13 protein-coding genes, 1 other RNA gene and 2 pseudogenes are annotated in these 13,787 nt (G+C 31.9%); 15 read left to right on the forward strand and 1 reads right to left on the reverse strand.

Annotated features, from left to right (window positions below):
* Nucleotides 1–86: 86 nt before the first annotated feature.
* The 3 genes and pseudogenes from MRZ08_RS07915 to MRZ08_RS07925 all read left to right on the forward strand — a co-directional run bounded on the left by MRZ08_RS07915 (nucleotide 87) and on the right by MRZ08_RS07925 (nucleotide 3,346).
* Nucleotides 87–590 (forward strand): FHA domain-containing protein, encoded by a 504-nt coding sequence (locus MRZ08_RS07915; protein WP_015777805.1) that lies wholly within the window; start codon nucleotides 87–89, stop codon nucleotides 588–590.
* A pseudogene (locus MRZ08_RS07920) lies at nucleotides 583–1,851 on the forward strand (FtsW/RodA/SpoVE family cell cycle protein). The gene MRZ08_RS07915 and the pseudogene MRZ08_RS07920 overlap by 8 nt, the downstream one beginning before the upstream one ends.
* Nucleotides 1,835–3,346: a penicillin-binding protein 2 gene (locus MRZ08_RS07925; protein WP_297381471.1), complete on the forward strand. Its 1,512-nt coding sequence runs from the start codon at nucleotides 1,835–1,837 to the stop codon at nucleotides 3,344–3,346. Before MRZ08_RS07920 ends, MRZ08_RS07925 begins: the two are co-directional and overlap by 17 nt.
* On the opposite strand, the gene MRZ08_RS07930 is transcribed toward MRZ08_RS07925, so the two are convergent.
* Entirely contained in the window at nucleotides 3,347–4,132 is a 786-nt protein-coding gene (locus MRZ08_RS07930; RefSeq protein ID WP_297381474.1) for an NAD(+)/NADH kinase, read from the reverse strand.
* Between the two features lie 48 nt (nucleotides 4,133–4,180).
* Between MRZ08_RS07930 and MRZ08_RS07935 the strand changes: the two genes are divergently transcribed.
* From MRZ08_RS07935 to MRZ08_RS07990, 12 genes and pseudogenes are all read left to right on the forward strand, one after another.
* On the forward strand, nucleotides 4,181–5,014 hold the full coding sequence (locus tag MRZ08_RS07935) for an RluA family pseudouridine synthase (RefSeq protein WP_297381476.1): 834 nt from the start codon (nucleotides 4,181–4,183) through the stop codon (nucleotides 5,012–5,014).
* 53 nt (nucleotides 5,015–5,067) lie between these two features.
* A non-coding RNA gene (gene ssrS / locus MRZ08_RS07940) (6S RNA) lies at nucleotides 5,068–5,234 on the forward strand.
* Nucleotides 5,235–5,301: 67 nt separating this feature from the next.
* Nucleotides 5,302–5,916: a YtxH domain-containing protein gene (locus tag MRZ08_RS07945; protein ID WP_297381478.1), complete on the forward strand. Its 615-nt coding sequence runs from the start codon at nucleotides 5,302–5,304 to the stop codon at nucleotides 5,914–5,916.
* Between the two features lie 10 nt (nucleotides 5,917–5,926).
* Nucleotides 5,927–6,370 (forward strand): hypothetical protein, encoded by a 444-nt coding sequence (locus tag MRZ08_RS07950; protein WP_015777811.1) that lies wholly within the window; start codon nucleotides 5,927–5,929, stop codon nucleotides 6,368–6,370.
* Between the two features lie 52 nt (nucleotides 6,371–6,422).
* On the forward strand, nucleotides 6,423–7,433 hold the full coding sequence (locus MRZ08_RS07955; protein ID WP_297381483.1) for a LacI family DNA-binding transcriptional regulator: 1,011 nt from the start codon (nucleotides 6,423–6,425) through the stop codon (nucleotides 7,431–7,433).
* A 79-nt stretch (nucleotides 7,434–7,512) separates the two neighbouring features.
* Nucleotides 7,513–7,773 carry an HPr family phosphocarrier protein gene (locus tag MRZ08_RS07960; RefSeq protein ID WP_105300431.1) on the forward strand — a complete coding sequence of 87 codons (261 nt, stop codon included), beginning with the start codon at nucleotides 7,513–7,515 and terminating at the stop codon, nucleotides 7,771–7,773.
* A 60-nt stretch (nucleotides 7,774–7,833) separates the two neighbouring features.
* A complete protein-coding gene (gene ptsP, locus MRZ08_RS07965) occupies nucleotides 7,834–9,537 on the forward strand; it encodes a phosphoenolpyruvate--protein phosphotransferase (RefSeq protein WP_297381486.1) in 1,704 nt (567 codons plus the stop codon).
* 3 nt (nucleotides 9,538–9,540) lie between these two features.
* On the forward strand, nucleotides 9,541–10,437 hold the full coding sequence (locus MRZ08_RS07970) for a kanamycin kinase (RefSeq protein ID WP_297381488.1): 897 nt from the start codon (nucleotides 9,541–9,543) through the stop codon (nucleotides 10,435–10,437).
* A gap of 224 nt (nucleotides 10,438–10,661) precedes the next feature.
* A complete protein-coding gene (locus tag MRZ08_RS07975) occupies nucleotides 10,662–11,504 on the forward strand; it encodes a YitT family protein (RefSeq protein ID WP_297381491.1) in 843 nt (280 codons plus the stop codon).
* A gap of 109 nt (nucleotides 11,505–11,613) precedes the next feature.
* Nucleotides 11,614–12,339, forward strand: a complete 726-nt coding sequence (locus MRZ08_RS07980; RefSeq protein ID WP_297381493.1) for an RNA-binding protein — start codon at nucleotides 11,614–11,616, stop codon at nucleotides 12,337–12,339.
* Nucleotides 12,326–13,075 (forward strand): peptidylprolyl isomerase, encoded by a 750-nt coding sequence (locus tag MRZ08_RS07985; protein ID WP_297381495.1) that lies wholly within the window; start codon nucleotides 12,326–12,328, stop codon nucleotides 13,073–13,075. The genes MRZ08_RS07980 and MRZ08_RS07985 overlap by 14 nt, the downstream gene beginning before the upstream one ends.
* Before the next feature lie 8 nt (nucleotides 13,076–13,083).
* Nucleotides 13,084–13,787, forward strand: a pseudogene (locus MRZ08_RS07990) (hypothetical protein); the annotation flags it as partial.

A 13,787-nucleotide genomic window follows, 5' to 3' on the forward strand; every position in this document is an offset into this window, starting at 1 on the left:
CTTTTGGGCGACTTTTTTAAATTACTTATACATAACACTTGAACTTTCTTAGAAAATGAAATAATATATATCAGAAGGAGATTAAAATGGAAAGTTTTTTTAATGTAATAGATAAAATATTTTCAGTTAATGTATTTGGAAGTTTAACATTATATCAACTGATATCAACAATATTAAAGTATATTTTTGTATTTATAGTTTTTTACTTCATATATTCTATCATTAGAATTATTTACTATGATGTTAGAACTACACTAAAAAAAGAATCTAAGTCAGATACATACCTAAAGCTTTTGAACTTAAGCGAAAATTTTTCTTTTACCGTTCAAGAATTTTATTTTTTGGCATCTGATAACACTATTGGAAGAGATGACAGAAATAGTATCTGTATTAAAGATAAGTTCATGTCCAAATTTCATGCAAGAATTGTAGAAGACGAGGGAATATTTTTCTTAGAAGACTTGAAATCTGCAAATGGTACTTATCTAAATAGCGAAAGAATTGAGGATGCTATAGAATTAAAATCAAATGATATAATAAATATTGGCAAGCTCCAATTTTTGTTCATCCAAGGTGATGGAAATGAATAGATTAAGAAATCTCACTATAAATAAAAATAAAGCACAGAGAAAGGCTCTTTTCTTATTATTCACCTTTGAATTTTTAGCTCTTTCACTAGCTTTAATTTATAATATAGAAAATTTAAGTAATACTGATTTCATAACATATTTAGCTATCTTGATGGCGACCTTGGTGTCAAGCTTTCTAATTAATAAATTCATTAAATCTGATTGAATCTTATTAATGATAGTAAATATGCTTTTTTCTATTGGAGTTTCAGTGATATATAGACTAGATCCAGCACTAGGAAAGAGGCAACTACAATATTATCTAGTCGGCCTAGTTATGTTTTTTGTAACATATTTTGTATTGAAGTCTTATAGTTCTTGGCATAAGTTATCGAAGTTTTATGTTGGAATTTCGGTTATTCTTTTTATACTGACACTTGTGTTTGGATCATATCTTGGAGGAGCTAAAAACTGGATTTACTTAGGACCTATTAGTATTCAGCCGTCAGAGTTTATTAAGGTACCCCTAGCCTTTTTTATAGCAAGTTTCTATACTCATTATAATGAGTTTTGCAAAAGACCTTTTGGTAAATACTATATGAATTTGGTAATTTTTGTATTTATAGGATTTCTCTTCCTACAGAAAGACTTGGGTACAGCTTTGATATTTTTTGGAACTATGATTTTAAGTCAATTTGTATACGACAGAGATAGAAAGCTAATATTGATCAACCTTTTAGCTATGATTATAGGATCTATAATTGCGTATTTCTTATTCTCCCACGTTAGAATTAGGGTAGCTACTTGGAAAGATCCTTGGTCAGATATCGACGCTACAGGTTATCAGATAACCCAGGCCTTATTTGCTATGGCAAGTGGGGGACTTTTTGGAAGTGGAATAGGGCTTGGTAGACCTGACTTCATACCAGTTGCAGAATCCGACTTTATATTTTCTGCTATTTGTGAGGAAATGGGTATATTTATGGGAATTGCAGTAGTATTACTATTTATGATTCTAGTGTATAGGGCAATTAAGATTTCACTTATACAAAAAGATAAATTCTATTCTATCTTAGCCTTTTGTATAGGAATACTATTTGCCTTGCAGACCTTTATAATTTTAGGGGGCGTCTTAAAGTTAATTCCACTTACAGGGGTGACACTACCCTTTATTAGCCAGGGTGGATCTTCAATGATTGCTGGATTCATTCTTCTAGGTTGTTTACAATATTCAGGGGAAGAAATTAAGTATGGTGATGAATTAGATGAAGAAAAGAATTGATAAAAAAAGAAAAAATTCTCAATCTTTGATTGACAAAATTAAACAAATTGAAGAGGAGAAGAGATTAGAAGATATCGATAAGTTAAATATTATATCGAAGACGACACTAAACAAAAGGCTTGTCTTTGTCATGGTGTTTTTCGTGGCTCTTTTTATGACTCTCGCTCTATATTTAGTATATTTCCAACTTTTTAAAAGATCCGATATAGAAAATGATTCCCATAACAGAAGGTTGTGGGTTAATGAGGATAATATCAAAAGAGGTTCTATCTACGAAAGAAATGGCAACATCCTTGCTTATAGTGAGCTAGGGGACGATGGTAGTCAATATAGGGTTTATAACTACGGAAAGTCAGCCTCATCAGTTACAGGATATTCTTCCAAAACTTATGGAAAAACAGGTATAGAGAAGTCTTATAACAAGGAGCTTCTAGCCCTTAGTGGAGAAAACTTATCTAATTTTAGGAAAATGGTCGTAAAAAACGATATAGGATATGACGTTCATTTATCATTGGATCAAAATATTCAAGAGATTGTCTATGAATATATGCAAGATATAAAAGGTTCTTGCGTTGTGATGAACCCAAAAACCGGCGAAGTGTTAGCCCTAGTGTCCAATCCTAGCTATGATCCAAATAGTGTGGATGAAGATTGGGATGATCTTATACAAAATACAGACGGTCCTCTTGTGAATAGGGCGACATCAGGTGTCTATAGGCCAGGATCAACCTTCAAAATTGTTACAGCAACTGGAGTACTAAACTATGGACTTGATACGTCTTATAATGATACTGGAGTTGAAACTATTCAAGGTTATGATATAAGAAACATTGCTGATCAAACATTTGGAATGGTCAACCTAAGATCTGCTTTCGTTGATTCTATAAATACGTATTTCGCTTCTAAGACCAACGATTTAGGTCGAGATAAATACATGGAGCTTACTGAGAAGTTTATGATAAACAAGGATTATGACTTCGATATGTATAAAAATAAAGCAATTATTCCTTTTGATGACTTAAACCAAGTAGACTTAGCCATGACAGGATTTGGATATGGTAAAACACAAATAACTCCACTTCATATGGCTATGATTACTTCTGCTATAGCAAATGAAGGAAAGATGATGCAACCAAGACTTGTGACAAAGGTTGTTGATAAGGACGGAAAAATAATTGAAGAGAAAAAAGGGAAAGTCCTAAGCGAAGTAACAAGTGTAGAAAATGCAAACTATATTAGAGATATGATGGTTTCAGTTGTAAATGAAGGTACTGGAACAAGCGCATATCTGGACTCTGTACAAATAGCAGGAAAGACAGGAACTGCAGATAAAGAAAATAATTTGCCTGATGCTTGGTTTGTAGGATTTGCTCCTGCCTATGACCCAGATATTGCAATTGCTCTAGTAGTCGAAGATAGTGACGATACGGGAGGTGTAGTAGCTGCTCCGATTGCAAGAGATATTATAAGTGAAATTTATCAGACAATAGAATAATTACATTAACTTATTCTTGATATTATTCCAGTAGTGGTTTTTATTGAGAATAAGTTTTTTTATTTTCGTATTTGATACTTTAATCCTAATCTTATAATCTTTTGTCGAGTATTCCTTGCCATCAAAGATAAATAAAGTGTGGTAGTTATCTCTTTTAGAAACAGAAATATCAATAGTGGCGTCATTCGGTAAGACTACAGGGCACCTTAAGGCCTTGTTCATATTAGAATAAACTGGAGCTATAGGTGTTAGCTGGAATCCATTTAGAGATTGATGAAGGATCGCTCCACCAGCTGATAAATTATAGGCAGTAGATCCATGTGGGGTAGATATAATTAGACCATCTCCCGAAAATGATTCTATATAATTACCATCTATAAAGACTTTTAATCTAACGATTTGGTTTCTATCGCTCTTAATAACAACTTCATTTATAGAGTTAATTACCTTGTTGTTAACTTTTGCTTCGAGAATAGAAAGACTTTCTGTCTTGTAATTACCTTGATTAAAAGATCTTATAAAGTTATCTAACATATTAACCTCTATTTCTTGATAAAAACCTAGATGACCAGTATTTATTCCAATAAAGGGAATAGAAGAAAAATTAGATAGGTGAACTGCATTTAAAAAAGTACCATCTCCGCCTATAACAAGATTTAAAACAGCATCTTCTTCGTAAGTAGTAGTTAAGGTATAACCGTATTTGTAAAAAATCTTCTTGCATTTTTGATAAATGGATCTAGAAAATTTAGACTTATTTTTAAAAACATTGATTTTATTTGTCATTTTTCCCTCCTCTCATATAATATATTATTATATCATAGAGGAAGGAATATGAAATATATAAAATATGAAGTTCACGAAAATACAAGTGTAAGACAATTCCTAAAAGCTAAAAATTTTTCAAAAAGAAGCATAGAGGATATTTTAAAAACAGGCTACATTTTAAATGGGAAGAAGCAAATAAAGAGCCTTAATCTTAAAAAAAATGATAAATTGAAAATTATTATAGAAGACGAAAAAATCGACTATGAGCCTATAAAAGGTGATATTAATATAGTCTATGAAGATGACAACAGTTTAGTTATAAGTAAGGAAGCTAACATAACTGTGAATTCTAAAAATCAGATAAGCTTATCTAACTACTTAGCCAATTATTTTATTAATAGCGGCCAAGAATCTAAGATAAGGCTTGTTAATAGGCTTGATATGGATACATCAGGTCTTATGCTTATAGCTAAGAATAAGTATTCACATGCTTATTATCAAAAACAGTTGGAAAAAAATACGATGAAGAAAAAATATTTAGCTGTTGTGGAAGGAATGTTAGATATTGATCTTTTGTATGAAAACAAATTCTCATACAACGAGAAAAAGAAAAATTATGAGCCTTCAGATAAGGGAAAAATATCTAGGACTTATTTTAAATCAAAAAGGATCAATCATGATTTCTCGATAATTGAGTGTGAAATATTAACAGGAAGGACTCACCAAATCAGGGCAAGTCTAAGTGATTTGGGACATCCTATTTGGGGAGATAAGCTATATGGTTCAAATAAAAATCTCGATAGGTTTCTTCTTCATTCTTATAAGCTTGAATTTACCAGTTTTTATAATGAGGAAAACATCAAATTAAAAGATTATCCGAAATTTGTAGGATTTCTGTAAGTGAAATGAAAACAATATTATTTGCATAAATCCTTTTCATATTATATAATAAAACTATCCTGAGGTGTCGGTCCAAATTTAAACCTACAACTTTTATAAGGGATTGCGGAGTTCTAGCTTTGATGACAAGCCTCCTTTGAGGGGAAGTCAGAGATTCTAGACAGCTTGCCCACCTTCACATATGCGAAGGTCTTAAAGATAGGGCCCCCTTAGGATTTAATTAAATTAGATTTACTTACCAAATTTTGGGTATAAATTAAGAAAGACTAAATAATAAAGGAGAACATATGTCAATATCAGATTATATCGAACAAAAAGCACAAGCTAAAAAAAGAGAAGTAAAATACGAAATTTGGAAAGCGAAGAATCATGACAGCAGAATGAGAGCTCAAGGAGCAATCTTAGGTACATTAGTTGGTGCTGCAGCTGGATTATTACTTGCTCCAAAATCTGGAAAAGAAACTAGAGAAGATATAGTAGATGCCTTCAACGATACCGTTGACACCGTAAAAGACGGAGCTATCAATGCTGTTGATAGCGCAAAAGACGGCTACGAAGATCTTAGATACAGAGCATACACTGACCTAAAACCAATTAAAGATGGCTTCGAATATGGTACAGAAATAGTAAAAGAAACTGGAAGTCAAATCAAAGAAGCCTCAAAAGATGCTGCAGAAAACATCAAAGATGGAGCAAACGATGTTAAAGATATCGTAAAAGAAGGTGCTAAAGAGGCTAAAGAAGTAGCAGAAGAAACAGGAAAAGAAGTTAAAGAAGACGCGAAAAATGCTGCTGATGATACAAAAAAAGCCGCTAAAGAAGTAAAAAAAGAAACTAAAGAAACCGCTAAGGAAGTAAAAAAAGAAGACGAAAAAGCTAAAAAAGATATAAAGAAAAACTAAGGAGATTTAGATGCTAACAATAAATGTAGATCTTCTTGGAAATATTATTTTAACGATTTTAGGCATAGTTGCCCTAGTGTTTTTAGTGCTTCTCCTAAAGAATCTAAATTCACTAGTGACCAAGGTCCAAGGAGTGCTTGACAAGAACTCAGACAATCTTGATCAAGTAATAGACAAATTGCCTAATATAGCTGATCAAGCAAATACGCTTGTAGCAAATGTTAACACAATCGTAGCTGATCCTAATCTTAAAATGGCAATAGCCAAAGCAAATGATACAATGACAAATGTAAATAGCATTACTGATGACTTAAGAGATACAGTAAATTATGTTGGAGTTACTGCTGTTGATAGTGTCGATACATTAGGTGCTGGGGTTGCTTCTATAACTGATTATTCAACATTGATTATGGATGTAATTGATATAGCGAGAAATGTAATATCAGGTAGATAAAGTTAAGGTCATCAAGCGATGACCTTTATTATTTCTTATTTAAGGAGGAGATATGGGTCAACCAACAATTAAAGATGTAGCAAAACTTGCGGGAGTATCAATTTCAACTGTATCTAGGGTCATGAATAATTCTAAGCCTGTTAGTCCTGAAGCTAGGAAGAAAGTCTTGGATGCAATAAATAAACTCGACTTTAAGCCAAATGAATTAGCAAGATCACTTGTAATGCGTAAATCGAACCTAGTTGGTGTAATTGTCGAGGATATAGGTATAGAATACATGGCTCAACTTATTAGAGGGATTGAAGAAATTGGTAGGGTGTATAAATACGATATCCTATTATCAAGCTCTTATGGAGATGAAGAAGCCCTAGAAAACTCGATTGATTTCCTCGCAACAAAGCAAGTAGAAGGTCTAGTTATTATAACTGAGAATATTTCACCAGAAGTTCTTGTAAAACTAAGAGATAGAAGGATTCCTTTTGTACTTCTAGATAAGTATCACACATATAAGAACGTTAAATCAGTTAAAGTAGATTATGCTGCAGAAGAAAAAAGGCTTATCGAAAGTTTGCTTGAAAAGGGTCATGAGAATATTTTATATATAAATCATGAAGAAAATAATATACTTAACGAAAATATGTTAAAGGGATATAGAGATGCTTTATCTGAGTCTGGAAAAAAAGCTTTTGTCATCAACACAAAAGGTATAAGTTCTGATGATGGATATAATATCGGTGATGAAGCCTTAAAGCTTGTCAAGGAAGAAGCTATAACAGCAGTATCATGTGTAAATGATGAAGTAGCCATTGGCTTTATGAACTACTGTGTAGACAACGACATAGATGTACCAGATGATTTATCTGTTACTGGCTTTGGCGACTCAAACATAGCAAGTATATATAGACCAAAAGTAAGTACAGTATCTATTCCATATTATGATATTGGGGCGATATCTATTCGTGCATTAATAAAAAGGATAAAGGAAGAAGAAGATATACTTGAAGACGACTGGATTATAGACGGTCAAGTTGTAGAGAGAGAATCAACAAAGTCAATTAATTAACTATAATTATAATCTTATTGTTAATTTATAAAAAAATAGTAAAATAGAATTGTAATAATAAAATAGGAGGCAATCAATTATGGCAGAAAGAAAAGTTGTAGTAGCTAATGAAACTGGATTACACGCTAGACCAGCAGCATCATTAGTACAATTTGTAAAAAACTACCCAGGTGAAGTTAAGATAATCAAAGAAGGTAAAGAAGCAAATGCTAAATCAATCTTCAACGTTATGAGCCTTGGAATCGCTAAAGGAACAGAAATTACTTTAGTAGTAGAAGGTGAAGATGAAGAAAAATTTGCAGATGAATTAGTTGAATTTATCAATAACTTATCTGAATAATACGATTGTTATGAAGGATACTGTTACAGTATCCTTTTTTTAAAATAAGGAGTAATAATTATGAGCGAAAAATATAAGGGATTAATTGCCAGTAGTGGCGTTGCTATAGGCAATTTGTATTTATTTACTAGAGATAAAGTTGTAATAAGCGATAACAAAATCGGAGAAAATGATACAAAAGAAGAGTTCGCCAAAGTAAAAAAGGCGATTGATGATTATATAAAAGACTTAGCAAAGCTTGAAGGGGCAAGCGAAGCTCAAGCAAATATAGCAAAGGCTCATACAGAGCTTCTTTCTGATCCATATTTTACAGACACTATAGAATCTAAAATAACAAATGAACTAAAAAATAGCGAGATGGCTCTAGATGAAACTATAAAAGAAATGGTTGAGATTATGAGTCAAATAGATGATGATTACTTGAGAGAACGTGCAAGCGACTACCAAGATATAGGATTCCAAGTAATGTATAAGCTAAAAGGTATCACCCCAAAGACTCTATCAAATCTTGATAAGGGAAGCATAGTTATATCAAAAGAGCTTACGCCATCTGACACTTCAAATATGGATAAAGAAGCAGTTGTAGGTTTTGCAACAGATCTTGGTGGGAAGACAAGCCATACTTCAATAATAGCACAAACACTCGACATTCCAGCACTTGTAGGAATGGGAGATATTTCTAAAAATGTAAAAGGTGGGGAAAAAGCAATTCTCGACGGAAATGAGGGAATTTTAATAGTTAATCCATCAGATGAAGAAATATCTAAATATGAACTATTAATCAAAGAACAAAAAGAGAAGAAAGAAAGATTAAAAGAAATAAAAGATAAAGAAGCAATCAGTACTGACGGCAAGAAAATTGAAGTTTCTGCCAATATTGGAAACATTGAAGATTTAAAGCTTGCTATAGAAAATGGTTGTGATGGAGTTGGCTTATTTAGAACAGAATTTTTATACATGCAAAACTCTGACTTCCCATCAGAAGAAAGCCAATTTGAAGTCTATAAAGAAGCTACACAAATGCTTGGAGATAAACCTCTAATTATAAGAACACTTGATATTGGTGGAGATAAGGGACTTGATTATTTCGAATTCCCAAAAGAGGATAATCCATTTTTAGGCTACAGAGCTATAAGGCTTTGTCTGGACAAAAAAGAAATGTTTAAAGATCAACTAAGAGCCTTAGTTAGAGCATCTGCTTTCGGAAATCTTAAGATAATGATTCCTTTTGTAGTAAATATAGATGAATTAAAGGAAGCGAGAAATCTAATTGAAGAAATCAAAGAAGAACTAGACGAAAAAGGTATCGCCTACAACAAAGACCTTGATGTTGGAATAATGGTTGAAACATCTTCATCAATTATCATGGCGGATAAATTTATAAAGTATGCCGACTTCTTCTCAATTGGAACAAATGATTTAACTCAATACACCTTAGCAGTAGATAGAGGAAATGAGCACATAGCAGACTATTACTCAAACTTTAACCCTGCTGTCTTAAGAGCAATCAAGCATGTAATAGACGTTTCTCACAAGGCTGGTAAATGGACTGGCATGTGCGGAGCTTTCGCATCAGATACACAAGCTACTAAATTACTTCTTGGTCTAGGCTTAGATGAATTTTCTGGATCTTCAGCTAAGATTGCAGAGATTAAAGATACAATTATAACATCTAGCCAAGAAGAGGAAGCGAAATTTGCTGAAAAAGCTCTTGACTGTGAGCTAACTGAGGAAGTAGAGAATTTAGTAAAAGAGCATAATTAAAAAATGACAAATAACTATGATTTTTTAAAACATACCCAATTTTTTTCTGAAGTAGAAGAAATAATTTCGGTTGATAAAATATCAGAAAATAAACTAAAAATAACAAGCAGACTTGGAAAAGATTATGTTTTTGCCTATTATGACATCAAAGATCATGAGGCTATTGAAAGCGAACAATTTATTCAAGGCCGACTAAAAGATATAGGGCTAACTCCTCTTCGTATATATGAGGAGGGGATAATGCCTGATATTGATAAATCCTACAAGATATTTGAATATAGGCAAGAGATTTCCCTCGGAGAGTTTCTTAGAGAAAATAGTGATGGAGATTGTCATAAGGTAGGAATAGCTTTTGGTAAGGTATTAAAAGATTTCCATCAAGTAAAACCTACCGTAAATATCGACTGGGAGAAGAAATTTCTCACAAAATCAAATTATCTATTTTATATACATGGTTTGTCAGAGGATATCGGAGATAATGACTATGTACTAATAGATTATATTGAAGCTAATATACATTTAACTAAAAATACCCCTATCAATCTTATGCACGGGAAAATTAATGATAAGAATATTAGAATATACGACAATAATAAACTAGATCTAAGAGGTATAAAGGATATAGCCTACGGAGATGGTGTATTTGATTTTGTTGATATCAATAAGCTTGCCCTATACTCAGAGGAATTTTCCAGAGGTGTTTTGGAAGGGTACTTTGATGGGAATAAACCATCTAGAAAATTTTTTAGACTTTTAAGCTTATATGAAGCATATACGATTTTATTTAATAAAGTAGATACTAGTTGTAATAAAGACCATAGTTTAAATGAAAAAGAGATTAAACAGATTTTGGAAATGTATGATAATTTCAATACATTGTTTCCGAAATGGGCCAGATAATTAGGGATGAGTCTACTTGCGAATGAATAACTGACCTAAGTATACTTACAATCAATATTCTAAAATCAAGATAGAAAAATTTGCTTAGCTATTTATACTTAGACTAAATATTTTAATAATTCGCAAGGACCCTCCCTTTTTTACTTGCTCTGTTTTAATAATATTATAATTGAATATAAGTCCTTTTTGTGATAACATTTTATTATATTAATCGGAGGAATATTATGAAGAAATATTTGTGGATACTTCTAGGGACTTTCCTGCTATCAGCAGGCTTATATTTTTTCTTGATCCAACATGATATTGCTGCAGGAGGAATATCGGGTTTTTCACTGGTTCTATCGACTGTTTTTCCTAGATGGAGTATAGGGACTATCAACCTTGTACTAAACGTATTGGTATTGGCCTTTGGAATTTTGGTATTAGGTTATGATTTTGCGAAGAAGTCCTTATTTGCATCTTTTGCCTTATCAGGTTTTATTATTTTATTTGAAAGAGTGTTTCCAAATGTGATTTTAAGTCATGATAAAATAATAAATATCATTTTTGGGGCAATTGTTATGAGTTTGGGACTTTCTATAGTATTTTATCACGATGCTTCTACTGGGGGCACTGACTTAATTGCGGCAATTGTCAAAAAGCTCACCAATATGCCCATACATATATGTATGTTTATAGCTGATTTTCTCGTAGTAAGCTTATCTATTAAAGTTTTTGGCATGGAACTAGCCATGTATGCTGTATTGACAATCTTAATTCAATCACTGGGGATTGACTATTTCATACAAGGGTTTGGTAGAAAAATTGCCATATTGATTATATCTGATAAATACGAAGATATAAACAAATTAATATTAGAAAAACACAAAAAGGGAGTTACCTTGCTTAAGGCTCAAGGAGGATATTCCCTAGAGAATAAAAATGTAATAATGACTATAACCTCTGTCAGAAAGTTTCCTATAATCAGAGAAGATATAATATCTATAGATGATAGAGCTTTTATTTTTACCTACCAGGTATCAGAAGTTCTTGGTGAAGGATTTACTTTCGATCAGTTGAGTAATTAATTAGGAGAATATTATCAAAGAATTTATTATTAAAAGATTTAGTAAAAATAAGGCATATCTTAAAACAAAATTAGGGGATGCTGTAATAGATAAAAAATATGTGAAAGATATGAGCGTAAATGATAAGGTAAGCGCAGTTATATATCACGATAGAAACCAAGTATTGAGGGCATCTGTCGATTTCCCATATGAAATAGGATCTGTTCACTCGCTTAAGGCTGTAGATATTGATAAAAAAGGCGTTTATTTTGAAATAGAAAATAATCAAAATATCTTCATGCCTTTTACTGAAAGAACTTACAAAATCATAATGGATATGACTTATCCAGTAGCTTTCAAAGAAGACAGAAACGCTTATGTATACCTTACTTCCAAGATAAGGGACTTACTTAGAAATGATCACTCATACGAGGAAAATGATGAAGTAAGCGGTAGAATTTATTCCATAAATAAGTCTATAGGCGCCTTTATTGCAGTTGATGATAAATATGACTCCCTACTTAGAATTGTTGAACTTAGAGGAGTTCATATAGAAGGGGAGTTAATTGAAGCTAGGGTTAAGGAAGTAAAAGATGATGGTAAGCTTGAGCTTTCATTGAGGCAAAGGGCTTACTTACAGATGGATGACGATAGTGACAAAATCCTTGATTATCTTTATGAAAATGATGGAATTGCACATCTTTCAGACAAGTCTTCGCCTGATAAGATATATAGGGTTTTTAATATGAGCAAATCTGCCTTTAAACGAGCTATAGGTAGACTTTATAAGAATAATGATATAATTATATATAAAGACAGAATTGAATTAAAGGAGGATAAATATGACAGAAGATAATAATAAGCTATTAGCAGAAGTCAATGGCAAAAAAATATATACTAGCGATGTTTATCAATTAATGAATAGCATTGAAGATAGAGAAAGATTTAACAGCGAGGAAGGAATTAAAATTCTAGCTGATGAGATGATAAATCAAGAAATCTTGCTAAAAGACGCATATGATGAGGGTCTTGACCAAGATGAGGAATTTGTTAAAGAGCTAGATTTAGTTAAGACAAATATGCTCAAGAACTACGCTATGCATAAAATATTTGAAGAAGTAAATATAAATGATGATGATATTAAAAAATATTATGAAGAAAACAAGGAAACCATAAATCCACCAATTCTTTATGAAGCATCACATATTTTAGTAAAAGATTTAGAAACAGCCGAAAAAGTAAGGGGAGAAATAGAAAAAGGATTATCCTTTGAAGATGCAGCCCAAAAATATTCTATAGATCCTTCAAAAGAAAATGGAGGTTCATTAGGTAAATTCCCGAAAGGCGTTATGGTTAAAGAATTCCAACAAGGACTTGATTCTATTGAAGTAGGAGAAATTTCAGCACCAGTTAAGTCTCAATTTGGATATCACCTTATAAAGCTAACAAATAAAGAAAATGTTGAAACTCCAAAGTTCGAAGAGATTAAAAGTCAAGTAGGCCAAAGGCTTATAATGGCCAAAAGACAAGAAGCATACTTAGAAAAGCTTGGAAAAATAAAAAAGGATGTAGAAGTTAAGAAGTACTACTAGGAATAATTATGGATTATAAAAATATTTACAATAATCTCGATAATTATATAAAATCTATAGATAGGATAAATGTAGACAGTTTTACAATTGAATCCATTGAAGATTTTATCCTATCTAAAGCTGAAGCAAAAAAACTAGATATTGTAAGTTTTGGCAGTTCCCACTATATTAAAAATAAAGGATTAGCTAAAATAATTCTTCACCTTAATTTGGATGATGCTAAGGATAAGATCCAAGTTCAGATTGATGATACTGAAGATTCTAAGATTATTAAATCAAAAGTGAATGTAAATTGCTTGATGAGTGCTTTTATTATTAACTATATGATTGAATATAGCGAATGTAATTTCGATATCTTACTTACAAAGAATAATATCCACTTAAAAGATGCGGGATATGGAAAACTAAGAGAAATGATTAGGACAGATAAAGTAGTTAATCTTAATCTTTTGCAAAGCGATTGTATAGCGGACGAGTTTTCTGCCTTGAAGCTATTTTTAAACCAAGTTAAAGTTGAAAGGTTTACTCCTGATTATGAGTATCAAACATACAGGTTAGAGCTATCCGACCTAAGTGGTGGACATGCGGGAGAAGAGGTCGATAAGGTAAAGCTTAATTCAATTAAGTTAATGCTAGGGATAATCAGAAAGATTAGGGCAAAGGTTGATATAGATATTGTATCATTGACAGGTGGCTTTAGATATGATTATAT

It is taken from the genome of Anaerococcus sp., from assembly GCF_022770135.1.
GTDB lineage: Bacteria > Bacillota > Clostridia > Tissierellales > Peptoniphilaceae > Anaerococcus.

Bases quoted from the DNA above. Each gene is read 5' to 3' on its own strand.
- MRZ08_RS07945 (WP_297381478.1), top strand. From the start codon at position 5,302: ATGTCAATATCAGATTATATCGAACAAAAAGCACAAGCTAAAAAAAGA.
- MRZ08_RS07985 (WP_297381495.1), top strand. From the start codon at position 12,326: ATGACAGAAGATAATAATAAGCTATTAGCAGAAGTCAATGGCAAAAAA.
- MRZ08_RS07970 (WP_297381488.1), top strand. From the start codon at position 9,541: ATGACAAATAACTATGATTTTTTAAAACATACCCAATTTTTTTCTGAA.
- MRZ08_RS07935 (WP_297381476.1), top strand. From the start codon at position 4,181: ATGAAATATATAAAATATGAAGTTCACGAAAATACAAGTGTAAGACAA.
- MRZ08_RS07960 (WP_105300431.1), top strand. From the start codon at position 7,513: ATGGCAGAAAGAAAAGTTGTAGTAGCTAATGAAACTGGATTACACGCT.
- MRZ08_RS07915 (WP_015777805.1), top strand. From the start codon at position 87: ATGGAAAGTTTTTTTAATGTAATAGATAAAATATTTTCAGTTAATGTA.
- MRZ08_RS07925 (WP_297381471.1), top strand. From the start codon at position 1,835: ATGAAGAAAAGAATTGATAAAAAAAGAAAAAATTCTCAATCTTTGATT.
- MRZ08_RS07930 (WP_297381474.1), bottom strand. From the start codon at position 4,132: ATGACAAATAAAATCAATGTTTTTAAAAATAAGTCTAAATTTTCTAGA.
- MRZ08_RS07955 (WP_297381483.1), top strand. From the start codon at position 6,423: ATGGGTCAACCAACAATTAAAGATGTAGCAAAACTTGCGGGAGTATCA.
- MRZ08_RS07950 (WP_015777811.1), top strand. From the start codon at position 5,927: ATGCTAACAATAAATGTAGATCTTCTTGGAAATATTATTTTAACGATT.
- MRZ08_RS07980 (WP_297381493.1), top strand. From the start codon at position 11,614: ATGAGCGTAAATGATAAGGTAAGCGCAGTTATATATCACGATAGAAAC.
- ptsP (WP_297381486.1), top strand. From the start codon at position 7,834: ATGAGCGAAAAATATAAGGGATTAATTGCCAGTAGTGGCGTTGCTATA.
- MRZ08_RS07975 (WP_297381491.1), top strand. From the start codon at position 10,662: ATGAAGAAATATTTGTGGATACTTCTAGGGACTTTCCTGCTATCAGCA.